General features: G+C 75.4%; 16 protein-coding genes. 10 read left to right on the top strand and 6 right to left on the bottom strand.

Going from position 1 to position 22,491, the window contains the following annotated elements:
* Positions 1-326 precede the first annotated feature (326 nt).
* From ACIRRH_RS26595 to ACIRRH_RS26615, 5 genes are all read right to left on the bottom strand, one after another.
* The gene (locus ACIRRH_RS26595; protein ID WP_403072198.1) at positions 327-461 is read right to left on the bottom strand and encodes a hypothetical protein; all 135 of its coding nucleotides are present in this window, start codon (positions 459-461) and stop codon (positions 327-329) included.
* Between the two features lie 252 nt (positions 462-713).
* On the bottom strand, positions 714-1,841 hold the full coding sequence (locus ACIRRH_RS26600; RefSeq protein WP_403072200.1) for a PP2C family protein-serine/threonine phosphatase: 1,128 nt from the start codon (positions 1,839-1,841) through the stop codon (positions 714-716).
* 163 nt (positions 1,842-2,004) lie between these two features.
* The gene (locus ACIRRH_RS26605) at positions 2,005-2,427 is read right to left on the bottom strand and encodes a MarR family winged helix-turn-helix transcriptional regulator (RefSeq protein ID WP_049651037.1); all 423 of its coding nucleotides are present in this window, start codon (positions 2,425-2,427) and stop codon (positions 2,005-2,007) included.
* A gap of 30 nt (positions 2,428-2,457) precedes the next feature.
* Positions 2,458-3,756 (bottom strand): M48 family metalloprotease, encoded by a 1,299-nt coding sequence (locus ACIRRH_RS26610; RefSeq protein ID WP_403072202.1) that lies wholly within the window; start codon positions 3,754-3,756, stop codon positions 2,458-2,460.
* 131 nt (positions 3,757-3,887) lie between these two features.
* Positions 3,888-4,688, bottom strand: a complete 801-nt coding sequence (locus ACIRRH_RS26615; protein WP_403072204.1) for a universal stress protein — start codon at positions 4,686-4,688, stop codon at positions 3,888-3,890.
* A 271-nt stretch (positions 4,689-4,959) separates the two neighbouring features.
* Between ACIRRH_RS26615 and ACIRRH_RS26620 the strand changes: the two genes are divergently transcribed.
* From ACIRRH_RS26620 to ACIRRH_RS26650, 7 genes are all read left to right on the top strand, one after another.
* Positions 4,960-6,204, top strand: a complete 1,245-nt coding sequence (locus ACIRRH_RS26620; protein WP_403072206.1) for a CapA family protein — start codon at positions 4,960-4,962, stop codon at positions 6,202-6,204.
* A gap of 492 nt (positions 6,205-6,696) precedes the next feature.
* Positions 6,697-7,443, top strand: a complete 747-nt coding sequence (locus tag ACIRRH_RS26625; RefSeq protein ID WP_403072321.1) for a 2,3-dihydro-2,3-dihydroxybenzoate dehydrogenase — start codon at positions 6,697-6,699, stop codon at positions 7,441-7,443.
* A 108-nt stretch (positions 7,444-7,551) separates the two neighbouring features.
* Entirely contained in the window at positions 7,552-8,763 is a 1,212-nt protein-coding gene (gene dhbC, locus ACIRRH_RS26630) for an isochorismate synthase DhbC (protein WP_403072324.1), read from the top strand.
* On the top strand, positions 8,760-10,427 hold the full coding sequence (locus tag ACIRRH_RS26635) for a (2,3-dihydroxybenzoyl)adenylate synthase (RefSeq protein WP_403072208.1): 1,668 nt from the start codon (positions 8,760-8,762) through the stop codon (positions 10,425-10,427). The genes dhbC and ACIRRH_RS26635 overlap by 4 nt, the downstream gene beginning before the upstream one ends.
* A gap of 50 nt (positions 10,428-10,477) precedes the next feature.
* Entirely contained in the window at positions 10,478-11,188 is a 711-nt protein-coding gene (locus ACIRRH_RS26640; RefSeq protein WP_403072210.1) for an isochorismatase family protein, read from the top strand.
* Complete coding sequence (locus ACIRRH_RS26645; protein WP_403072212.1) at positions 11,185-11,418, top strand: phosphopantetheine-binding protein; 234 nt, start codon at positions 11,185-11,187, stop codon at positions 11,416-11,418. The genes ACIRRH_RS26640 and ACIRRH_RS26645 overlap by 4 nt, the downstream gene beginning before the upstream one ends.
* A gap of 92 nt (positions 11,419-11,510) precedes the next feature.
* Positions 11,511-12,212 carry an AMP-binding protein gene (locus ACIRRH_RS26650; protein WP_403072214.1) on the top strand — a complete coding sequence of 234 codons (702 nt, stop codon included), beginning with the start codon at positions 11,511-11,513 and terminating at the stop codon, positions 12,210-12,212.
* Between the two features lie 76 nt (positions 12,213-12,288).
* Here ACIRRH_RS26650 and ACIRRH_RS26655 read toward each other — a convergent pair whose 3' ends face one another.
* On the bottom strand, positions 12,289-13,554 hold the full coding sequence (locus ACIRRH_RS26655) for an amidohydrolase (protein ID WP_403072216.1): 1,266 nt from the start codon (positions 13,552-13,554) through the stop codon (positions 12,289-12,291).
* A 119-nt stretch (positions 13,555-13,673) separates the two neighbouring features.
* On the opposite strand from ACIRRH_RS26655, the gene ACIRRH_RS26660 reads away from it, so the two are divergent.
* Genes ACIRRH_RS26660 through ACIRRH_RS26670 form a run of 3 tightly spaced genes read left to right on the top strand, consistent with a single transcriptional unit; the run spans position 13,674 to position 22,490 of the window.
* Positions 13,674-20,921: an amino acid adenylation domain-containing protein gene (locus ACIRRH_RS26660; RefSeq protein ID WP_403072218.1), complete on the top strand. Its 7,248-nt coding sequence runs from the start codon at positions 13,674-13,676 to the stop codon at positions 20,919-20,921.
* Entirely contained in the window at positions 20,914-21,099 is a 186-nt protein-coding gene (locus ACIRRH_RS26665) for an MbtH family protein (protein ID WP_403072220.1), read from the top strand. The genes ACIRRH_RS26660 and ACIRRH_RS26665 overlap by 8 nt, the downstream gene beginning before the upstream one ends.
* A complete protein-coding gene (locus ACIRRH_RS26670) occupies positions 21,096-22,490 on the top strand; it encodes a DHA2 family efflux MFS transporter permease subunit (protein WP_403072223.1) in 1,395 nt (464 codons plus the stop codon). The genes ACIRRH_RS26665 and ACIRRH_RS26670 overlap by 4 nt, the downstream gene beginning before the upstream one ends.
* The last annotated feature ends 1 nt before the right edge of the window (position 22,491 follow it).

Genomic DNA, 22,491 nt, shown 5'->3' on the forward strand with positions numbered 1-22,491 from the left:
CCCGCACTCGCTGTCTGGGGGGGGGGGGGGCGGGCGGCCCCCCCCGGGGGGGGGGGGGGCGCCCCCCCCCGGGGGGCCCCCCCCCCCCGCGCGGGGGGGCCCACCGCTGTGTCGCCGCTCAGGTTGTGCCGTTCGGTACAGGTGCGGGAGGGGCGGTGGGGGCCATCGTTGAGGCACCACGAGCCGGGCCGTCCGGGCCCAGGGAAAGGAGCCTCAGCATGTTCGCCCGCCTCTGCCACCCCGGCGTCCTCCGTGCGACGGTTGTTGCGCCCGCCGTCCTCCTCGGGCTCGGGCTCGGGCTCAGGCTCGTGCTCGTCCGGCAGCGATCAGGCCGTGCGCCGTGCCAGACCCACCACGGCCGGATCGACCGCGCCCGTGAACCGGCCCTGCCCGAAGCAGGTGCTGCGCTGCGTCCCTGTGTCGTCGTGCGCGGCGGTCTGAGCGAGGGCGTACTCCGCCATTTGCCTTCGTTCCTGCCGAATCGGGACAGTCGGTCAAACGCCGGGCCGTCGCCCAGGCCCGGGCCGGACCGGGCCGGCCAGGCTGTCCCCCTGAGAGCCGGGGGCTGGGCGGTCGCGCAGTGGCTGACCGACGCCCTGGAGTCCTGCGGCGCCGCGCCGGCCCGCTGCGGGGCCGGTGTGCCCGCGGGGTTCGGCAGGCGGATGACAGATTTCGAAATCTGTCAGCTGAAATCTGTCAGCTGTTCGTAGTCCTCACGGCAGCCGCTCGACCACGACCATGGCCGCATCGTCGTCCAGCCGACCGCCGACGTGGGCGAGCAGGTCGCGGCGCAGGTGCTGGAGCAGGGCGGCGGGGCGCTCGGCGCGCCAGGCGGTGACGCGTTCGGTGAGCGGGTAGAAGCGCCGCTGGGCGTCGCGGGCCTCGATCACGCCGTCGGTGTAGATCAGCAGCCGGTCGCCGGGCCGGAGCCGGAAGGTGTCCGTCTCGTACCGCACCGGTGCGAGTTCGCCGAGGCCGAGCGGTGGGGCGGGGTGAGGCGCGGCGAGGGTGGTGATGCCGTCGGGGCGCAGCAGCAGCGGGGGCGGGTGGCCGCAGTCGATCAGGCGGACCGGGGAGCCGTCGTCGGGGATGTCGAGCAGAACCGCGGTGATGAAGGACTCGCCGCTCTCCGTGGGGAGCTCCTCCGGCGCGGGGCGGGGCAGCGCGGACAGCGCCTGCCGGTGCTGCCGGTCGCGCCGGTCCCGCCGGGACTGTTCGGCGAGCTGGGCGAGGTCCCAGCTGACGCTGCCATCCAGGTAGGCCGCCAGGTCGGGCAGCTCGGCGTGCAGGTGGGCGGCGGCGCGGAAGGCGCCGAGCAGCAGGGCCGCGTCGCCGAGCGAGGACAGGCCCTTGCCGCGCACGTCGCCGACCAGGAGCCGGGTGCCGGTGGTGGTGCGGGCGGCCGCGTACAGGTCGCCGCCGACCTGCGCCTCGGCCTCGGCGGCCAGGTAGACGGAGGCCAGGTGCAGTGGTCCGATCCGCTCCGGCAGCGGGCGCAGCAGCACCCGCTGGGCCGCCTCGGACACCGAGCGCACCCGGGCCAGTTCGCGCTCGTGTCGCTCGCGCAGCACCCGCAGGCCGACGATCAGCACCGAGACGACCAGTTGTGCGCACAGCTGGGTCTCGATGTTGGTGCTGGTCAGATTTTCGCGGACGGCGCCGATGACGCTCAGTGCGGCGAACGCGAGCGCGGCGACACCGGCGGTGGCCCGGGGTCCGGCGAAGGAGGCGGTGAGGGCGGGGGCGACGATCAGCAGCGGGCCGAGGTGGACATCCGGCGGGGAGAGGACGTCGACCACGGTGATCAGCACGATCAGCGCGAGCGTGAGCGCCGTCAGCACCCGGCGGTCCGGCCGCCAGGCGCGGCGGCGATCGGGGGGACGCGGCGCGGGCGGTGGGTGCGGCGCATCGGGACGCTGCCGGAGGGGCACTCCTCCTCTGTACACCGTGAAGGTGGCGGAGCGCACCCGGAGGCGCTGCGCCGGGCTGTCCTGCGGGCCGCCGTCAGCCCTCCTGGCCGTAGCGGGCCAGGTAGTCGGCGAAGCGGGCGACGTCCTCGTCCGACCAGTCGGTGAAGCGCGCGGTGAAGGAGAGCCGGCGCTGCTCGTTGGCGTCCCGCAGCAGGGTGAGCCCGGCCTCGGTGGCACGCAGGATCTGGCCGCGCTGGTCGTCCGGGTCGGTCTCGCGGGCCAGCAGGCCGAGCTTCTCCAGGGCGGTGACCTGACGGCTGACGGTGGACTTGTCGAGCATGAAGTACGCGGCCACGTCGGCGGCCCGGCAGCCGCCGCGCTCGGTGATCAGGTCGAGGATGCTGTAGGTGACCAGGGACAGGTCGGGGTGCAGCTGGGAGGCCTTGTGCCGGGCACGGCGGGCGAAGGCGGTCAGCTCGCGCTGGATGGTCTCGATGGACGACTGACGGCCGGGCACGGCGTTCCTATCTCCTCGATATTTGTTGCACTATACAACGGATCCGCCCGGGGTTGCGCGCCGCTCCGGCGACCGCTGCTCCGGTGCGGCCTGCCAGGCGCGGGCAGCGGCGATCCGGCTGGTCGCGCTCGGGTGAGTGGCGAACAGTAGCTCAAGCGCCCTCGGCGGGTCGACATCGGAGACGTTCGCCACGGCCAGTCTGCGCTGCATGGCCACGAACTGCTCGACGTCCCCGGTCAGTTCGAGCGCGTGCCGGTCCGCCCTGGCCTCGATCCGGCGGCTCACCGCGCACTGCGGCGGCCCCGACAGCGCGCCCAGCAGCGCCGCGAGCGCCGCCAGCAGCGGCAGCGCCCGAGGGTCCGCCGGGCTGGTCGCCCCGGCGGCGTCCAGCAGCGGTTGCCGGGCGGCGAGCAGGCCGAGGACGGCCACCGCGACGGTCGCGCCGACCGCGCCCAGCACGGTGCCGACCGGCACGTCCCGGTGCTTGACGTGCCCCAGCTCGTGTGCGACCACCAGCTCCACCTCGCGCGGTTCGGCGGTGGTCAGCAGCGTGTCGTACGCGACGATCCGGCGGGTCGCCCCGAACCCGGAGACGTACGCGTTGAGCGCGGTGGTGCGGCGGGAGGCGTCCGCCACCAGGACGTCCCGCACCCGGACGCCGTCCCGCTCGGCCAGTGCCAGCAGCGCGGCGCGCAGCGCTCCCGGGGGCATCGGGGAGAAGCGGTTGAACACCGGCTCGATCAGCAACGGGTGGAGGAAGGAGAGCGCCGCCGTCAGCAGTGCCGCCGCGCCCGCCGCCGGCAGCCACCAGTGCTGCGGCGACCACGTGGTCAGCGCGAACAGCCCGAGCACGAGCGGGAGGACGAGGACGAGGGTGAGCGCGAGGCCGCGTACGGCGTCCAGCGCCCAGCCGGCCCAGCCCTGCGTCACCAGCCCGTACCGGGCCCGGACCGTCCGCACCCCGGCGCCGAACGGCAGTTGCAGCGCATTGCCGAGCAGTACCAGGGCCGTCGCGCCGGCCAGCACCCCGGCCGTCCGGGAGCCGCCGAACCAGCCGCCGGTGACGGTCACCAGGGCGGCACCGGCCGGGGTGAGGCCGAGCAGCAGGGTCAGCGCCATGCCCGCCAGCCGGCCGCCCAGCGCCCACGGCAGCTGGGCGCGGCGCAGCGCACGGCCCCGGGCGCGCTCGGCGGGGGTGAAGTCCGGGGCCCGGGTGCGTTCGGGAGCGGCGGTGGGGTCCGGGGTCGGGGTGCGTTCGGGAGCGGGGGTGAAGTCCGGGGTCGGGGTGCGTTCGGAGGCCGGGCTTTCGGGGGCCGGGTCGGTGTCCATGGCGGGATGCGGCTCTTCCGGTCGGGGCACGGGAGGGGCGGTGCGGCGGTTCAGCGGTGATCCAGCATGGCGTACCCGACCGGTCGGCGCTCATCCTGCGGCCCGGTGCTCACCCGCGGGTGGGTGGTCGCTCACTCCTCGGTGGGCCGGGTGGCGCCGTGGACGCCGGCGCGCAGCAGCTGATGGCCGAGGTCCACCAGGGCACGGCCGACCGCGAAATCGTCGCCGACCTCCGGGGCCGGTGCGTCGCGGGGATTGCGGCGGGAGCGGGTGTCGCTGTGCAGCACGTTGCCGTCGGCGTCCAGCACAGCGTGCACCCGGGTGGTGTCCGCGTCCTCGACCACGTGCAGGCTGAGCTGCCAGTCCTTGGTACGCACGGCGCCGCGGGCCTGCTGTTCGACGCCGGCGGCCACGGCCTGTGGCGGGGCGGCGACCGTCCCGTCGGCGCGGACGATCACCACCGGGCAGACCCCGTGCACCGCGCAGCGGGTGGACACCGAACCGAGCAGCGCCCGGGCGAAGGTGCCCCGGCCCCGGCTGCCCAGCACCAGCAGGTCGGCCCCCTCGGCCGCCTCCAGCAGCACCTCGGCGGCGTGGCCGAGCACCAGGCTCTCCCGGACCTCCACCGGGCGGTCCGGGCCGAGGACCTCGTTGATCTCGGCGCTCAGCGTGCGGCGGGCGGTCTGCTCGAAACCGTCGTCCACCATCGGCGCGAACCACCCGTACAACGAGGGGTACTCCCAGGCCGCCACCGCGTGCACCGTCGCCCCGGTCAGCACGGCCTGGCCGACCGCCCAGTGCAGGGCCGCCTTCGACGGCTCGGAGCCGTCGATGCCGACCACGATCCGGCGTGCCCGGGTCGGGGAGGGCCGGCTGCCGCCCACGGGGGAGGCCTGACCACCGCCCACGGGGGAGGGCTGATTGCTGCCCATCACGTCACACCTCCCGGCCTACGGCACGGAACTCGCCCCTGTACACCACGCTGCGCGCCGCTCCTGCCTTCGCGCCAGGGACGCGGTGGCCGGGTCGGGCAGGGCGATGGGGACGGGTGGGCCAGGGGGCCGTCCGGGGAGCGGCCGCCGCCGCCCGGGCAGGGCCCACCGGTGCCCTTTGTGGCCGGAATGTTGCGGGCTCGGGTCCAGGTGGTGGTGATTCGGTGGCGTAGGCTGACCGCGCTTGCATCATCCTCGGGGGGATCCACTCATGCGCCGTTTCGCGGCCACCGTCGCGCTGTTCGTCGGAATGACCGCTGTCGCCGCCTGCGGGCCGGACGACCCCGACCCGGCCCCGGCCTCCGCCGCCCCCGTCCCGCCGAGCGCGTCCTCGGCGCCGGACGGCTCGCCCTCCGGCACGGCCCCGGGCAAGAGCGCCCCGCCCCGGCCCGACGGCACCATCACCGTCGCCTTTGCCGGGGACGTCCACTTCGAGGGCCGCACCGAGGCCCGGCTGGCCGTCCAGCCGCCCGAGCCGGCGCTCGGCCCGATCGCCCGCACCCTCGCCGACGCCGACCTGTCCGTCCTCAACCTGGAGACCGCGATCACCGGGCGCGGCGCCCCGGAGCCGAAGACGTACACCTTCCGCACCTCGCCCAAGGCGCTGTCGGTGCTCAAGGACTCGGGCGTCGACGTCGTCTCGATGGCCAACAACCACGCCGTGGACTTCGGCGCCGACGGCCTCACCGACACCCTCGCCGCCAAGGACTCCTCGCCGATCCCGGTGGTCGGCGTCGGGCGCAACGCCAAGGAGGCGTACGCGCCGTACGTCACCACCGTGCGCGGGGTGAAGGTCGCCGTGGTCGCCGCCAGCCAGGTCGAGGACATCACCAACCAGAAGTGGCGGGCCGGCGCCAACAAGCCTGGCATCGCCTCGGCGCTGGACGTCCCGGCGCTGGTCAAAGCGGTGGAGACGGCGAAGCAGCAGGCCCCGGTGGTGCTCGTCTACCTGCACTGGGGCGACGAGGGCAAGGCCTGCCCGACCGGTCCGCAGACCACCATCGCCAAGAAGCTCGCCACCGCCGGCGCCACCGCCGTGGTCGGCACCCACGCGCACACCATGGTCGGCTCGGGCATGCTCGGCAACACCTACATCGGGTACGGCTTCGGCAACTTCCTCTGGTACGGCACCTCCAACTACGCCAACTCCAACGAGACCGGCGTCACCACCCTCACCCTCACCGCCGACGGCAAGGTGGCCGGCGAGGCCTTCACCCCGGCCACCATCGACGACAAGGGCATCCCGGAGCCGGTCACCGGTGCCACCGCCGAGGCCGCCCTCAAGCGCCGCGACGGCCTGCGCGGCTGCACCGGCCTCTCCCCGGCACCGGCCGCTCCCGGCGCGGCGGCCCCTGCCTCGGCTCCGACCGCCCCCACCGCTCCCGTCTCCACGCCTCCCGCCAAGGCGCCGACGGCGCCCGCGAAGGCTTCGACGGCCCCTGCCGCACCACACTAGGGCGCCCGCCACGGGCGGGCACGAGGAACTGGCGACCGACCGGCTCTCTCCGCAGCGCCCCGCCGGGGCCGCCACCGCCGCCACCGTCCGGGCGGCCGCCCAGGCCCCCGACCTCCCGCCGACCTCCCGCCGATCGCCTGCGTCCTCCCGGCGCGTCGCCCTGCGCGCCGGCCTGCACCGCGCGCGGCACCTCGACGTCGAAGGCCACGACGGCTTCGACCTGGTCGTCGCGAGCCGCCTGCCGTAGAAACCCGCGAGACGACCACAGCGGGACACCGAGGCCGCCCGCCCCACATCCGGGGCCGGGCGGCCTCGTCGTGTCCGGGCACGCATCCGGCGCGGGGCGTCCACCGCAGGGCCCCCGACGCGAGTTGACGTTCGCACAGGCTCTCGGCGCGGGCGAACGGCTGTGTTAGGTTAGCCTTACCTAATCTTGCTGGTCGGAGGGGATGTCCTGTGCAGCAGCAGTCCGAATTCGCCGGTGTCGTCGCGATGGTCACCGGGGCCGGGCAGGGCATCGGCGCGGCCGTGGTGCGGGCGCTGGTGGCCGAGGGTGCCGTCGTCGCGGCCGTGGACCGCGATGCCGGCAGGCTCGACGCCCTGGTGGCCGAGGTGCCGTCCGTGCGTCCGTACGTGCTGGACGTCTCCGACGCCCAGGCCGTGGACGGAGCCGTGGAATTGACCGAACGTCAGCTCGGGCCGATCGGCACGCTGGTGAACGTCGCGGGGATCCTGCGCACCGCTCCGGTCGTCGAACTCGCCGACGGGGACTGGGCGGACACCTTCGCCGTCAACACCACCGGCGTCTTCCACACCAGCCGCGCCGTCGGCCGTCGGATGGCGGCCCGCGGACGCGGCGCGATCGTGACCGTCGGATCCAACGCCGCCGGGGTGCCGCGGGCCGGGATGGCCGCCTATGCGGCGTCCAAGGCGGCGGCCACCATGTTCACCCGCTGTCTGGGGCTGGAACTCGCCCGGTCCGGGGTGCGGTGCAACGTGGTGTCGCCCGGCTCGACCGACACCGAGATGCAGCGCGCGCTGTGGGGCGAGGACGCCGAGGCGGCCGAGCGCCGGGTGATCGAGGGTGACCCGGCCGCCTGGCGGGTCGGCATCCCGCTCGGGCGGATCGCCGCGCCCGCCGACATCGCGGAGGCGGTGGTGTTCCTGGCCTCCGACCGGGCGCGGCACATCACCATGCACGACCTGTACGTCGACGGCGGCGCGACCCTGCGCGCCTGAGCGGAGCCGAGCGGTGCTCCGCCCGCCCCGCCTCCTCGTCCTCCCGTAGAACCGTCCCAGACTGGAGAAACCGCCGTGACCACGGTGCACCACGCCCCTGCCGGGCCGATACCCGCCGGGCCCGACGCCCCGGCGGCCTCCCTCGCCGACGGCCCGGACCACGCCGTCATCGGCGCGGCCAGCGGACTGCTCGGCCAGTACCGGGCCGGTTCCGACGAGGCGTTCTTCGCCTCGCCGACCCGCACCCTGCTCGGCTCCGGTGTGCACGCCCGGGTGCCGCAGGACGGGCGGCCGCTGCCGGTGCGGGTCACCGAGGCGCTGGCCGAGGCGGGCCGGGCCGGGGTCGAACGGCCGCTGGTGGTCGGCGCGGTGGCGTTCGACCGGGACTGCCGGGTCGAACTCGCCGTCCCCGCCCGGGTCCGCACCGCCGGTGCGCTGCGCGACGACCCGCTGATCGCCCTGCCCGCGCCGTCGGCCGAGCGGATCGACTGGCGGATCGACCCGGTACCCGCGCCGGAGGCGTACGGCGCGGGCGTCGCGGCGGCCGTCGAGCGGCTGCGCGGCGGGGAGTTGAGCAAGGTGGTGCTGGCCCGGACGCTGGAGCTGAGCGCCGCCGAGCCGCTCGACCTGCCCGCCGTCCTGCAGCGGCTGGCCCGGCGCGACCCGGGCGGTTACACCTTCGCCGTCCCGGCAGGCGGCGGCCGCACCCTGATCGGCGCCAGCCCCGAACTCCTGCTCTCCCGACGGGGAAGGGCCGTGCTGGCCAACCCGCTGGCCGGCTCGGTGCCGCGCAGCGAGGACCTCGGCGAGGACGTCCGGCGCGCCGCCGCGCTGCTGGAGTCGCCCAAGGACCTGCACGAGCACGCCGTCGTGGTGGACGCCATCCGCGAGGCGCTGGCGCCGTACTGCCGTGCCCTGGAGGTACCCGAACGGCCCACCCTGGTCCGGACGGCCGCGATGTGGCACCTGGCCACCACGATCCGCGGCGAGCTGGCCAACCCTGCGGTCTCCGCACTGGAACTGGCCTGCGCGCTGCACCCCACCCCGGCGGTCTGCGGCACGCCGACGGACGTCGCGCGCCGGGTGATCGGCGAGGTCGAGCCCTTCGACCGCGGCCTCTACACCGGCATGGTCGGCTGGGAGGACGCGACCGGCGACGGCGAGTGGGTGGTCACCATCCGCTGCGCCGAGGCGAAGGAGCGGACGCTGCGGGTGTACGCCGGCGCGGGCGTGGTCGAGCAGTCCCGGCCGGAGGCCGAACTCGCCGAGACCAGCGCCAAGTTCCGCACCTTCCTGGACGCCGCGGGGGTGGCCCGGTGACACCGCTGGACGGGTTCATCCCGTACCCTGCCGAGTTCGCCGAGCGCTACCGGGCCGCCGGCCACTGGCGCGGCGAGACCTTCGGGCGGATGCTGCGCGAGCGCGCCGCCACGCACGGCGAGCGGATCGCCGTCGTCGACCCCGGCGGCCACTCGGTGGCGGCGGCGGAACGGCGCTGGACGTACGTCGAACTCGACCGCCGGGCCGACCGGATGGCCGCCGGACTGCTCGCCCGGGGCATTCGGCCCGGGGACCGGGTGGTGGTCCAACTGCCCAACGCCGCCGAGTTCTTCGAGGTCATCTTCGGGCTGTTCCGGATCGGCGCGCTGCCGGTCTTCGCGCTGCCCGCCCACCGGTACGCCGAGATCGGGTACTTCTGCTCCTTCACCGAGGCGGCGGCGTACGTGATGCCGGCCGTCGAGGGCGGCTACGACTACCGCGAACTCGCCGGCCGGGTAAGGGCGGAGAACCCCGCGTTGCGGCTGGTGCTGGTGGCCGGCGAGGACCCGGGGGAGCACGTCCGGCTCGCGGACGTGCCCTGCGACGGGCCCGGCCCGGAGGCCTTCGGCGGCGAGCCCGGCCCCGGGGACGTCGCCTTCCTCCAGCTCTCCGGCGGCAGCACCGGTGTGCCGAAGCTGATTCCGCGCACCCACGACGACTACATCTACTCGCTGCGCGGCTCGGTCGAGCTGTGCGGGCAGGACCCGGACAGCGTCTACCTGTGCGTGCTGCCCGCCGCCCACAACTTCCCGCTCAGCTCGCCGGGTTCGCTCGGCACGCTGTACGCCGGCGGCCGGGTGGTGCTCTGCCCGCAGCCCGCCCCGGAGACGGCCTTCCCGCTGATCGAGCGCGAGGGTGTGACCATCACCGGGCTGGTGCCGCCGCTCGCACTGCTCTGGCTGGACGCGGCCGAGCGCGGCGCCCGCGGCTACGAGAGCCTGGAGGTGCTGCTCGTCGGCGGCGCCAAGTTCAGCGAGGAGGCGGCCCGGAGGGTGCGGCCGGTGCTCGGCTGCACCCTCCAGCAGGTGTTCGGGATGGCCGAGGGGCTGGTCAACTACACCCGGCTGGAAGACCCGGAGGATCTGGTCACCACCACCCAGGGCCGGCCGATCTCGCCGGACGACGAGGTCCGGGTGGTGGACGACCAGGACCGCGACCTGCCCGACGGCGCCACCGGCCACCTGCTCACGCGCGGCCCGTACACCATCCGCGGCTACTGGAACGCGCCCGCGCACAACGCCGACTCCTTCACCGCGGACGGGTTCTACCGCACCGGGGACCTGGTCCGGCGCACCCCGACCGGCCACCTGGTGGTCGAGGGGCGGGCCAAGGACCAGATCAACCGGGGCGGCGAGAAGGTCGCCGCCGAGGAGATCGAGAACCACCTGCTCGCGCACCCCGCGGTGCACGACGCGGCGGTGGTGTCGATGCCCGACCCGTACCTGGGCGAGCGTACCTGCGCGTACGTGGTGCTGCGCGCCGATCACCGTGAAAAGCCCCCGAAGGGCATCGAGTTGAAGCGGTTCGTGCGGCAGCGCGGACTCGCCGAGTACAAGGTGCCGGACCGGGTCGAGTTCGTCGAGGCCTTCCCGGCCACCGGGATCGGGAAGGTCAGCAAGAAGGACCTGCGCGCCGCGATCGCGGCCTCGCTGACCGCCGGCTGATCCCTTCCCGTCCGCATCCGGCTTCCGGACCGATTTTGAGGAACACCACCGTGGGCCTGCCCCGCATTCCCCGCTATCCCATGCCCGCCGCCGAGGAACTGCCCGTCAACCGGGTCGCCTGGACGGTGGACCCGGCGCGTGCCGTCCTGCTGGTGCACGACCTGCAGAACCACTTCCTGGACGCCTTCGACGCCGAGGCCGCTCCGGTGCCCGAACTCCTCGGCAACGTCGCGGCGTTGGCCAGGGCGGCGGGCGCCACCGGCGTCCCCGTCGTGTACTCGGCGCAGCTCGGCGGACAGAGCCCGGCCGAACGCGGGCTGCAGCAGGACTTCTGGGGCCCGGGCATCCCGGACGACCCGCGGGCCACCGCGATCGCCGAGGCCGTCGCCCCGGCGCCGGGCGACACGGTGCTCACCAAGTGGAAGTACAGCGCCTTCGTGCGCACCGAGTTGGAGCAGCTGCTGCGCGAGCAGGGGCGGGACCAGCTGGTGATCACCGGCGTGTACGCACACATCGGGGTGCAGGCCACCGCCTGCGACGCCTGGATGCGGGACGTGCAGGCCTTCGTGGTGGCCGACGCGGTCGCCGACTTCGGCCCGGCCGAGCACCGTGGCGCGCTGGCCTGGGTGGCCGGACGCTGCGGGGTGGTCACCACGGCGCAGGCCGTGCTCGGGGCGCTGGGGCCGGTCGCGGAGCCGGCCGCCTCGGGCGTCCCGGGGGTTTCGGACCTCGTGGAACTCGAAGGGGTGGGCGGAAAGTGACGGGTGCGGGCTTCACGGTGGAGCGGATCCGGGCCGAGGTCGCCGACCTGCTCGGCGAGGACCCGGCGGAGATCCCGCTGGACGAGAACCTGGTCGACTGGGGGCTGGACTCCATCCGGCTGATGACCCTCGCCGCGCGTTGGCGCGAGGAGGGGGCCGAGGTGGCGTTCGTCGACCTCGCGGAGCGCCCGGCGATCGAGGCCTGGGCCGAACTGCTGGGTGCGGCGTGACGGCGGTGGGGCTTCGAGGGGCCGTTCAGGAGGCTGTTCGGGAGGACGTCGCGGCTGCGCCGCCCGAGCTGCCTTGGCTGCCCCGCCGTGCGGTGAAGTACCCGGCGACCACCGCGGTGGGGCCGGTCGAGGCGCAGGCGGCCCGGACGCCGGACGCGCCGGCGCTGGTGCTCGCGGGTGGGGGGACCGTCAGCTACCGCGAGTTGAACGCCTCGGCCAACCGGCTGGCGCGCGCTCTGGCCGCCCGCGGGGCCCGCCCGGGCGCGGTGGTCGGCCTGGCGGCAGTCCGGCGTCCGGAGGAGCTGCTGACGGCGCTGCTGGCGGTGGCGAAGTCGGGGGCGGCGTTCCTGGCGCTGGACCCGGCGGACGCGCCCGGTCGGCGGGACCGGCTGCGCGCGGAGAACGCTCCGGTCTGCGTGCTGGGGGAGGGGGTGCCGGGGGCGCTGGCCGGTCTGGAGACGGACGGCGAACTGCCCACCGACCCGCCCCGGGCGCTGACCCCGCAGCACCTGCTCTGCGTCGGCGACGGCCCGGGCGGGCGTCCGAGCGCCGTCCGGCTCACCCACGCCGAGGCGGACCGTCGGGTGCGCGAGCTCCAGGCGGCCCATCCGCTCGGGCCGGGTGACCGGGTGCTGCAGCTGGGCCTGCCGCTCTGGGAGTACCTGTGGCCGCTGCGGACGGGCGCCGCCGTGGTGCTCGCCGACCCGTGGCAGGAGAGCGAGGTCGGGACACTGGTGCGGGAGCTGGGGGTCACGGCGGTGCGGGTGGCACCGGTGGTGTTGCTCGGCGGGTGAGGGGGAGCGGACGGCTTTCAGCCGACAACTTTCAGCGAACAGATTTCGTTGTCTGTTCGCTGAAAGTTGTCGGCTGTCATTCGTTCGTGGCTGCGGTGGCCGCCGTAGCCGCTGGAGCCGCCGCGAGGTCCGACACCCGACCTGCCACCCGACTTGCAGCCAGGTCCGCCGCCGTCCAGGCCATCGCCACCGCGCCGTCCAGCACCGCCCGCTCCGCCTCCGCGCCCAGCGCCGCCTCGGCGAACGCCGCCTCGTGCGGGGCGCAGGCGCCGCCGGTGATGTCCAGCACCGGATGGATCGACGGCACCGCATGCGACACGTTCCCCATGTCCGTACAGGCGAAGGGCCCGCGCTCGACCGGCTCCGGCCGGCCGAGCGCCGCCGCGTTGGCCCGCCACAGCGCCAGCAGCCGGGGGTCGGAGCGCATGTCCAGGTAGTCCGGTTCGGGCCGGGTCAGCTCCACCTCGCAGCCGGTGGCGAGCGCCCCGGCGCGGAAGCAGTCCTCGACCCGGGAGCGCAGTTCGGCGAGGTCCTCGGCCACCGAGGCCCGGATCTCGTACTCGGCGCTCGCGCTGTCCGGGATCAGGTTCGGCGCCGTCCCGGCCGCCGTGGTGATGCCGTGCACCCGCCACTGCGGCGGGAGTTGTTGGCGCAGCAGCCCGATCGCGACCTGGGCGACGGTGAGCGCGTCGGCGGCGTTGCGCCCCCGGTGCGGGTCGAGGCTCGGGTGGGCGGCGTGCCCGGTGTAGCGGACGGACAGCGTGCCGAGCGCGAAGGAGTGGAAGTCGGCGACCTCGACGGGGCAGGGGTGGACCATCATCGCCGCGTCCACCCCACCGAACGCCCCGGCCTCCAGCAGCAGCGCCTTGCCCGCCCCGCGCTCCTCGGCCGGCGCGCCGATCACCCGTACGGTGAGCCCGAGTCGGTCCGCGAACGGGGCGAGCCCGAGCGCCGCGCCGATCCCGGCGGCGGCGATCAGGTTGTGCCCGCAGGCGTGGCCGAGCCCGGGCAGCGCGTCGTACTCGCAGACCAGCGCGACGGTGACCGGTCCGCTGCCGAGGCGCGCGTCGAACGCGGTGGCCAGGCCGTGGGCCGGTGCGGTGACCGAGTAGCCGTGTGCGCGCAGCAGTTCGGCGCACCAGGCGGCCGCGAGGTGCTCCTCGAAGGCGGTCTCGGGGTGGGCGTGGATGCGGCGGCTGAGTGCGAGCAGCTCGGACCGGTGTGCGTGGACGCGGTCGCGCAGGGCCTGCTTGGCGTCGGCGAGACGCGTGGTCGGCGGTTCGGCCAGGGGCTCAGTCACGGGCTCGGTCGGGGGCTCGGTCGGGGGCTCGGTCGGGGGCATGGGCGGCGTCTCCGGATTGTCAGGGTCCCGGCCCTGCGGGGCCGTTGACCAGATCATATGAAGTTAGATTAGGCTAACCTAAGTAAGGCGTTCCGGATCCCCGAGGAGCTCTCCACCCCATGCCTGCCGTCGAAACCCAGATCGCCGACAGCCAGACCGCCGACATCCCCCTGCTCGCCGCCCAGGCCGCCATCTGGTACGCCCAGGCCCTCGACCCCGCGAGCCCGGTCTACAACACCGGTGACGCCGTCGAGATCACCGGCCCGCTCGACGAGGACCGGTTCGAGCAGGCACTGCGGCAGGCGGTGGACGAGGCGCAGGCGCTGGGCGCCGTCGTCGTCACCGGCCCGGACGGCACGCCCCGCCAGCGGCTGCGCCCCGGCCGCAGCTGGCCGCTGCACCGCCTCGACCTGCGCGCCGCCGCCGACCCGGCCGCCGAGGCCGAGGCCTGGATGCGCGCCGACCTCGCCCGCCCGGCCGACCTTGCCGAGGGCCCGCTGTTCACCCATGCGCTCATCCGGCTCACCGAGGGTCGCTGGATCTGGTACCGCTGCATCCACCACCTCGCCGTCGACGCCTACGCGTTGACCCTCCTCGGCGATCGGGTCGCCGCCCTCTACACCGCCCGTACCACCGGTGCCGAACCCGCCCCGAGCCCCTTCGCCGGACTCGCCGAGGCCGCCGCCGAGGAGGCCGCGTACCGCGGGAGCGCGGAGTACGAGGCCGACCGCGCCCACTGGTCCGCCCGGATGGCCGGCGCCGACACCCCGGCGACCCTCCCGGGCACCCCCGAGCCCGTCGCCGGCGACAACGGCGACAACGGCGCCACCGACGCCGCGTCCGGCGAACCGATCCGCCTCACCGCGGACCTGCCCGCCGGCACCCGCGACCGCCTGGAGCGCGCCGCCGGCGCCGTCCGCGCCACCTGGGCCGAGCTGCTCCTCGCCGCCGCGGCCGGCTACCTGCACCGCCTGACCGGAACCCAGGACGTCGTCCTCGGCCTGCCGCTCGCCAACCGCCGCGGCCCGGCCGCCCTGCGCACCCCCGTCGCCGCCGCCAACGTGCTCCCGCTGCGCCTCGCCGTCCGCCCCGCCGACAGCGCCGGGGAACTGCTGCGCGCCGTGGTCCGCGAGCTGCGCGCCGTCCGCCGCCACCAGCGCTACCCGCTGGAGGACCTGCGCCGCGACCTCGCCCGCACCGGCGACCGCCGCGCCCTGTTCGGCCCGATGGTCAACATCAAGGCCTTCGAGAGCGACCTCGACCTGGCCGGCCTGCCCGGCACCGTCCGCAACCTCGCCGCCGGCCCGGTCGACGACCTGGCCCTGAACGTCTCGCCCGGCCCGGACGGCGCGCTGCGCCTGGTCATCGACGCCGACCCGGCCCGCCACGGCGCCGCCTCCCTGGCCGCCCACCGCGACGGCCTGCTGCGCTACCTCGACGCCTTGGCCGACCTGCTGCTCACCGACGCGCGGACGCCGATCGCCCGGATCGACCTGCTCGACCCGGACGGCCTGCGCCACGCCACCGAAGGCCGTACCGAGCCCCCGGTCGAGCGGACCGTGCCCGAGCTGTTCGCCGCCCAGGCCGCCCGCACCCCGGACGCCGTCGCCGTCCGCTGCGGCCCGGCCGCGCTGACCTACCGGCAGCTCGACGCCGCCGCCGACCGGCTCGCCCACCGGCTGACCGCCCTCGGCGTCCGGGCCGGCGTACCGGTCGCGATTGCCCTGCCGCGCGGCACCGACACCCTGGTCGCGATGCTCGCGGTCCTCAAGGCGGGCGGCGCCTGCGTCTGCCTCGACCTCGCCCACCCGGCGCAGCGCCTGGCCGCCGTGCTGGCCGACGCCCGCCCGGTCTGTGCGATCGGCACCGCCGAGGCCCTCGCCGGGCTCGACCTGCCCGCCGGCCTGCCCACCGTCCGGCCGGAGCAGGCCGACGGCCGGCCCGAAGCCGCCGGTGAGCCCCATGCCGCCCCGCCCGCACCCCAACTGCACCAGCCCGCCTACGTGTTGCACACCTCGGGCTCCACCGGCCGCCCCAAGGGCGTGGTGGTCACCCACGCCTCGCTGGCCAACCTGCACGCCGGCCTCGGCGAGGACCACATCGGCCCCGCCGTGCGCCGCACCGGCCGGGACCGGCTGCGCGTCGCCCACAGTGCCTCGTTCGCCTTCGACGCCTCCTGGGACCCGGTGCTCTGGATGGTCCACGGCCACGAGCTCCACCTGCTGGACGACGCCACCTACCGCGACCCGGCCGCACTCGCCGCCCACCTCGACCGCGAGCGCATCGACTACCTCGATCTGACCCCCTCCTACCTCGAAGTCCTGCTCGCCGAAGGCATCCTGGACGAGGGCCGGCACCGCCCGTCCGTCCTCGTGGTCGGCGGCGAGGCCACCCCGCCCGCACTCTGGCAGCGCCTGACCGCCGTCCCCGGCCTGCACCCGGTCGACCTCTACGGCCCGACCGAGACCACCGTCGACGCCTACGCCTGGACCCCGGGCCCGGACGGCGCCCCGCACGGCCGGGTGGTGCGCGGCTCCCGCGCCTACGTCCTGGACGGCTCGCTGCGCCCCGCGCCCGACGGCGTCACCGGCGAGCTGTACGTGGCCGGCGCCTGCCTGGCCCGCGGCTACCTCGGCCGCCCCGACCTCACCGCCGAGCGCTTCCTCGCCGACCCGTTCGGCCCGCCCGGCGACCGGATGTACCGCACCGGCGACCTCGCCCGGCGCCGCACCGACGGCGTGCTGGAGTTCCTCGGCCGGGCCGACGACCAGGTGAAGATCCGCGGCTTCCGGGTCGAACCCGGCGAGATCGCCGCCGTGCTCGCCGAACTGCCCGGCGTCGCCCAGGCCGTGGTGATCGCCCGCCCCGGCCCGCAGGGCAAGCGCCTGCTCGGCTACGCCGTCCCGGAGAGCGGCAGCGCGCCGGACCCGGACGGGCTGCGCGCCGCGCTCGCCGCCCGGCTGCCCTCGCACATGGTCCCGGCGGCCGTCCTGCTGCTGGACGAACTGCCGCGCACCGCCCACGACAAGCTCGACCACCGCGCCCTGCCCGAGCCGGCCGTCGCCACCGAAGGCACGGCGGCGGCCACGCCCCGGGAGGAGCTGGTGTGCGGCCTGTTCGCCGAGGTCCTCGGCCTGCCGCAGGCGCCCGGCCGGGACGCCTCCTTCTTCGACCTCGGCGGCCACTCGCTGCTCGCCGGACGCCTGGCCGCCCGGCTGCGCGACACCTTTGCCGCCCCGGTCGGCTTCGCCGACGTGTTCCGGCAGCCGACCCCGGCGGGCCTCGCCGCCCTGCTCGGTGCGGACCGCGGTGAGGCCGCGGAGGCCGAGGAGCGCCGCTCGGCCCCGGTGCCGGTACCGCGCACCGAGCGGATGCCGCTCTCGCCCGCCCAGCGCGGCCTCTGGTTCCTGCACCGCCTCGAAGGCCCCAGCCCCACCTACAACATCCCGCTGGCGCTCACCCTCACCGGCCCGCTCGACCGGCGCGCCCTCACCCTCGCGCTCGGCGACCTCGTCGCCCGGCACGAAGTCCTGCGCACCGTCTACGGGGAGGAACCGGACGGCACTCCGTACCAGCGCATCCTGCCGCCGTCGGCCGTCGAACTGCACGACGGGACCGGCGAGTTGGCCGAGGCTGTCCGGTACGCCTTCGACCTGGCCGCCGAACCGCCGCTGCGCGCCACACTGTTCACCGGGATCGCCGGGCCCGCCGCATCCTCCGCAGGGCCCGCCGACGGCGCGGAGCAGCACACCCTGCTCCTGCTGCTCCACCACATCGCGAGCGACGGCGCCTCCACCACCCCGCTGCTGCGCGACCTGGCCGCCGCCCACACCGCCAGGACCGCCGGACGGGAACCCGAACTGCCGCAGCATGCCCTCCAGTTCGCCGACCACGCGGCCTGGCAGCGGGAGCGGCTCGGCACCGCCGACGCGCCCAGCCCGCTCGCCGTCCGGCAGACGGAGCACTGGCGTGCTGCGCTCGTCGGACTGCCCGACCAGCTGGAGCTGCCCCTCGACCGCCCCCGCCCGGCCGTCGCGGGCCATCAGGGCGCCACCGTGCCCTTCGCCCTCGGCGCCGAGGCGCACACCGCCCTGGCCGGGCTCGCCCGGGCCGCGGACAGCACCGTCTTCATGGCCGTCCAGGCCGGTCTCGCCGCCCTGCTCACCCGGCACGGCGCCGGCACCGACATCCCGGTCGGCACCCCGGTGGCCGGCCGCGACGACGAGGAGACCGCCGCCCTGGTCGGCTACTTCGTCAACTCGGTGGTGCTGCGCACCGACACCTCCGGCGACCCGACCTTCCGCGAACTGCTGGCCCGGGTCCGCGCCACCGTGCTCGCCGCGCACGAGCACGCCGACCTGCCCTTCGACCGCCTGGTCGAGGAACTCAACCCGGCCCGCTCGCTCGCCCGCCACCCGCTGTTCCAGGTGATGCTCGCCTGGCAGAGCCGCCCGGACGAGCGGATCGCCCTGGGCGGAGGCCTCACCGCCGAGATCGCCGCGATCCCCAGCGGAACCGCCAAGTTCGACCTCACCCTCAACGCCGGCGAGCTGCCCGGCGGCGGCATCGGCGGCTTCCTGGAGTACCGCACCGACCTGTTCGACGCCGCCACCGTGGCCGCCCTCGGGGAGCGCCTGACCCGGCTGCTCACCGCCGCCGCGAGCGCCCCCGACACCCCGATCGGCCGGCTGCCGCTGGTCAGCGAGGAGGAGCGGCTGCGCGCCCTGGTCGAGTGGAACGGCGCCCCCGTCGCCTCCGAGTCGAGCGTGACGCTGCCCGAGCTGTTCGAGGCGGCCGCCGCCGCCAACCCGCACGCGATCGCGGTCAGTCACCAGGACGAGCAGCTCGACTACACCGAACTCGCCGCCCGGGCCGACCGGCTGGCCCGGCTGCTGGCCGCCGAGGGCATCGGCCCCGGCACCGTCGTCGCGCTCGCGCTGCCGCGTTCGCTCGAACTCGTCGTCGCCCTGCTGGCGGTGGCCAAGTCCGGCGCCGCGTACCTGCCGCTCGATCCCGACTACCCGGCCGACCGCCTCGCCTACATGCTGGCCGACGCCGCCCCCGCGGCCCTGCTCACCGACCGTGCCACCGCGCCCCGGCTGCCCGCCCACGAGGTGCGCCGACTCCTGGTCGACGGGCCGGAGTCCGAGCGCCACCCGGCCGTCCCGCTGGCCCAGCACGAGCGCACCCGCCCGCTGAGCGCCGAGGACACCGCGTACGTCATCTACACCTCCGGCTCCACCGGCCGGCCCAAGGGCGTGCCGGTCACCCACCACAACGTGGTCCGGCTGTTCGGCGCGACCCACCACTGGTTCGGCTTCGGCGCCGAGGACGTGTGGACGCTGTTCCACTCCTACGCCTTCGACTTCTCGGTCTGGGAGCTGTGGGGCGCCCTGCTGCACGGCGGCCGGCTGGTCGTCGTCCCGCACCTGGTCAGCCGCGACCCGGCGGCCTTCCTGGACCTGCTCGCCCGCGAGCGGGTCACCGTGCTCAACCAGACGCCGTCCGCCTTCTACCAGCTCAGCGCCGCCGACCGGGACCACCCCGGCAGTGAACTCTCCCTGCGCTACGTGGTGTTCGGCGGCGAGGCGCTCGAACTCGCCCGGCTGGACGACTGGTACGACCGGCACGCCGAGGACGCGCCCACGCTGGTCAACATGTACGGCATCACCGAGACCACCGTGCACGTCTCGTACATCGCCCTCGACCGGGCGAGCGCCGCCGCCGGGAGCAGCAGCACCATCGGCGTCAACATCCCCGACCTGCGGGTCTACGTCCTCGACCGGCACCTCCAACCCGTCCCGCCCGGCGTCACCGGCGAGATGTACGTGGCCGGGGCCGGTCTGGCCCGCGGCTACCTCGGCCGTCCCGAGCTGACCGCCACCCGCTTCGTCGCCGACCCGTACGCCGAGCTGTTCGGCGAGCGCGGCACCCGGATGTACCGCTCCGGGGACCTCGCCCGGCGCCGCACCGACGGCGTGCTGGAGTACTTCGGCCGCGCCGACCAGCAGGTCAAGCTGCGCGGCTTCCGGATCGAACTCGGCGAGATCGAGGCCGTGCTGGCCGCCCACCCGGCCGTCGCCGACGCCGCGGTGGTGGTCCGGGAGGACGTACCGGGGGACAGGCGGCTGGTGGGCTACGCGGTGGCCGCCGGCGCCGTGCCGGACGCGCTGCGCACCCACGCCGCCGCCGAACTGCCCGCGCACATGGTGCCCTCCGCCGTGGTGCTGCTCGATCGCCTCCCGCTGACCGCCAACGGCAAGCTCGACCGGCGCGCCCTGCCCGCCCCCGAGGCCCCCGCGGCGGGCGCCGACCGCCCGCCGCGCACCCCGCGCGAGCAGCAGCTGTGCGAACTGTTCGCCGAGGTGCTGGGCGTGGCCGCGATCGGAGTCGAGGACGACTTCTTCGCGCTCGGCGGGCACTCGCTGCTGGTCGTGCGCCTCGCCGGGCGGATCCGCGAGGTGCTCGGACTGGAGGTCGGCATCGGCGCACTGTTCCAGACGCCCACCGTGGCCGCCCTGGACGCCGCCCTCGCGGCGGGCGCGCCGGACACCGACGCCCTGGACGTGCTGCTCCCGCTGAGGCCCGTCGCCCCCGGCCGGCAGCGCCCGCTGTTCGCCGTCCACCCGGCCGGCGGCCTCAGCTGGTGCTACACCGGCCTGATCCGCAACCTGCCCCACGAGGTGCCGATCTACGGCCTCCAGGCCCAGGGCGTCGGCGCCGCAACAGCCGAACTCCCCTTGCCCGCGACGCTGGAGGAGCTGGCCGCGCACTACGCCGACCGGCTGCGCGAGGTCCAGCCCGAAGGCCCGTACCGGCTGCTCGGCTGGTCCACCGGCGGGATCATCGCGCACGCGGTAGCCGTCCGGCTCCAGGAGCTCGGCCAGAGCGTCGAGTTGCTCGCGATCCTGGACGCCTATCCCGCCGAGGGCTTCCGCGAACTGCCCGTCCCCGACCAGGCCGAGGCGCTGGAGGCGCTGCTCACCATGGGCGGATTCGGGCCCGCGGACCTCGACGGCCACCCGCTCGAACTCGGCGCCGTCACCGCGCTGTTGCGCCGGGAGGGCAGCCCGCTCGCCGGACTCGACGAGGCCACCGTGGCCGCGCTGAACCGGATCTACCTCAACACCAACCACCTGGTGCGCGGCTACGACCACCACCGCTTCGACGGCGACGTGCTGTTCTTCCGCGCCACCGTCGACACCATCGACGAGGCCCTGGTGCCCGGGCTCTGGGCGCCGTACGTGTCCGGCCGGATCGCCGACACCGACGTGGCCTGCTCCCACAAGGACATGACCCTGCCCGCCCCGATCGCGCACATCGCGAGCGTGATCGCCGACCACCTGGAGAGGTCCTCCCATGAGTGACGCCCCCGCCAACCCCTTCGACGCCGACGGTACGTTCCTGGCGCTCGTCAACTCCGAGGGACAGCACTCCCTGTGGCCCGCCTTCGCCGCCGTCCCGGCCGGCTGGAGCATCGCCCACGGCCCGTGCGGGCGAGCGGCCGCCCTGGAGTGGATCACCGCGCACTGGACCGCGCTGTGACCCCTCCGGCGGTCCAGACCCCGGCGCGCCCCCTGCTCGCGGGGCGCGCCGCGGTGGTGGTCGTCTACACGGCCGCGATGTGCATGAACGGCCTGGACTCGACCATCGTCAACCCGGCGCTGTTCAGCATCGCCGAGGACTTCGGCCGGCCCGTCGAGGCGGCCAACGCCGTGGAGACCGCCTTCCTGGTCGGCCTCGCCCTCGGCCTGCCGGTGGCCGGATGGCTCGGCGACCGGTACGGCGTCAAACGGGTCTTCCTCGGCTCGCTCGCCGCCTTCACCCTCGCCTCCGCGCTCTGCGCGGCGGCGCCCGGCCTGGGCTCGTTGTCGGCGGCCCGGGCCGTCCAGGGCGTGGCCGGCGGGCTGCTCACGCCGGTCGGGATGACCCTGCTGTTCCGGGCCTTCGCCCCGCACGAGCGGGCCGGCCTGGGCCGCATCCTGATCGTCCCGACCGCGCTGATGCCCGCCCTCGGGCCGCCGCTCGGCGGCTTCCTCACCGAGCACCTGTCCTGGCACTGGCTGTTCCTGGTCAACGTGCCGATCGGGGTCGCCGCCGTGGCGATCGGACTGGTCTCGCTGCGAACGGAAGAAGAACCCCCGGCCGGCCGCTTCGACATCACCGGCTTCCTGCTCGCCACCCCCGGCCTCGGACTGCTCACCTACGCCCTCGGCTTCGGCCCGGCGCACGGCTGGACCTCCCCGGGCGTGGCCCTCGGCGGACTGCTCGGACTGGCCCTGCTCGGCGCCGCCGTACGGCACCAACTTCGGTTCGCCGAACCGCTGGTGGACCTGCGGTTGCTCGCCGACCGGACCTTCGGCGCGGCGAGTTGGCTCGCCCTGCTGACCTCGGCGGGGCTGATGGGCGCGCTGTTCGTGCTGCCGCTGCTCTACCAGGCGGTGCGCGGCGCCTCGGCCCTGGACGCCGGGCTGAGCGTCTTCCCGGAGGCGATCGGCCTGATGGCAGCCTCGCAGGTGGTGGACCGACTGCTGCCCCGCCTTGGCCCGCGCCGTCTCGCGTTGCCCGGACTGCTGCTGGCGGCACTCGTCCTCACCGCCCTCGGCTTCGCCGAAAACCCTTGGGCAGTAAGGGCATTGATGTTCGCCGTCGGCCTGATCCTCGGCACCGCCGTGCTCACTGTCCAGATCGCCGGCTTCGCCGACGTCCCGCCGCCCGCGATGGGCCGCGCGATGGGCCTGTTCACCATCCTGCGCACGCTCGGCGGCGCCCTCGGCATCGCCGCCACGGCGGCGCTGATCGGCGCACTCGGCGACGGCTCGGGTGTCGGGCCGTACCGGCTCGCCCTCGGGCTCACCGCCGCCCTGGTCGCCGCCGGGGCTCTGTTGGCCGTCCGCCTCCCGGCCGAGGCCCCGGGCCCGCCCTCGGAGGACTGAA

Source organism: Kitasatospora sp. NPDC101235 (genome assembly GCF_044767505.1).
Classification (GTDB): Bacteria; Actinomycetota; Actinomycetes; order Streptomycetales; family Streptomycetaceae; genus Kitasatospora.

Bases quoted from the DNA above. Each gene is read 5' to 3' on its own strand.
- ACIRRH_RS26665 (WP_403072220.1), top strand. From the start codon at position 20,914: ATGAGTGACGCCCCCGCCAACCCCTTCGACGCCGACGGTACGTTCCTG.
- ACIRRH_RS26610 (WP_403072202.1), bottom strand. From the start codon at position 3,756: ATGGACACCGACCCGGCCCCCGAAAGCCCGGCCTCCGAACGCACCCCG.
- ACIRRH_RS26625 (WP_403072321.1), top strand. From the start codon at position 6,697: ATGGTCACCGGGGCCGGGCAGGGCATCGGCGCGGCCGTGGTGCGGGCG.
- ACIRRH_RS26655 (WP_403072216.1), bottom strand. From the start codon at position 13,554: ATGCCCCCGACCGAGCCCCCGACCGAGCCCCCGACCGAGCCCGTGACT.
- ACIRRH_RS26595 (WP_403072198.1), bottom strand. From the start codon at position 461: ATGGCGGAGTACGCCCTCGCTCAGACCGCCGCGCACGACGACACAGGG.
- ACIRRH_RS26620 (WP_403072206.1), top strand. From the start codon at position 4,960: ATGCGCCGTTTCGCGGCCACCGTCGCGCTGTTCGTCGGAATGACCGCT.
- ACIRRH_RS26660 (WP_403072218.1), top strand. From the start codon at position 13,674: ATGCCTGCCGTCGAAACCCAGATCGCCGACAGCCAGACCGCCGACATC.
- ACIRRH_RS26615 (WP_403072204.1), bottom strand. From the start codon at position 4,688: ATGGGCAGCAATCAGCCCTCCCCCGTGGGCGGTGGTCAGGCCTCCCCC.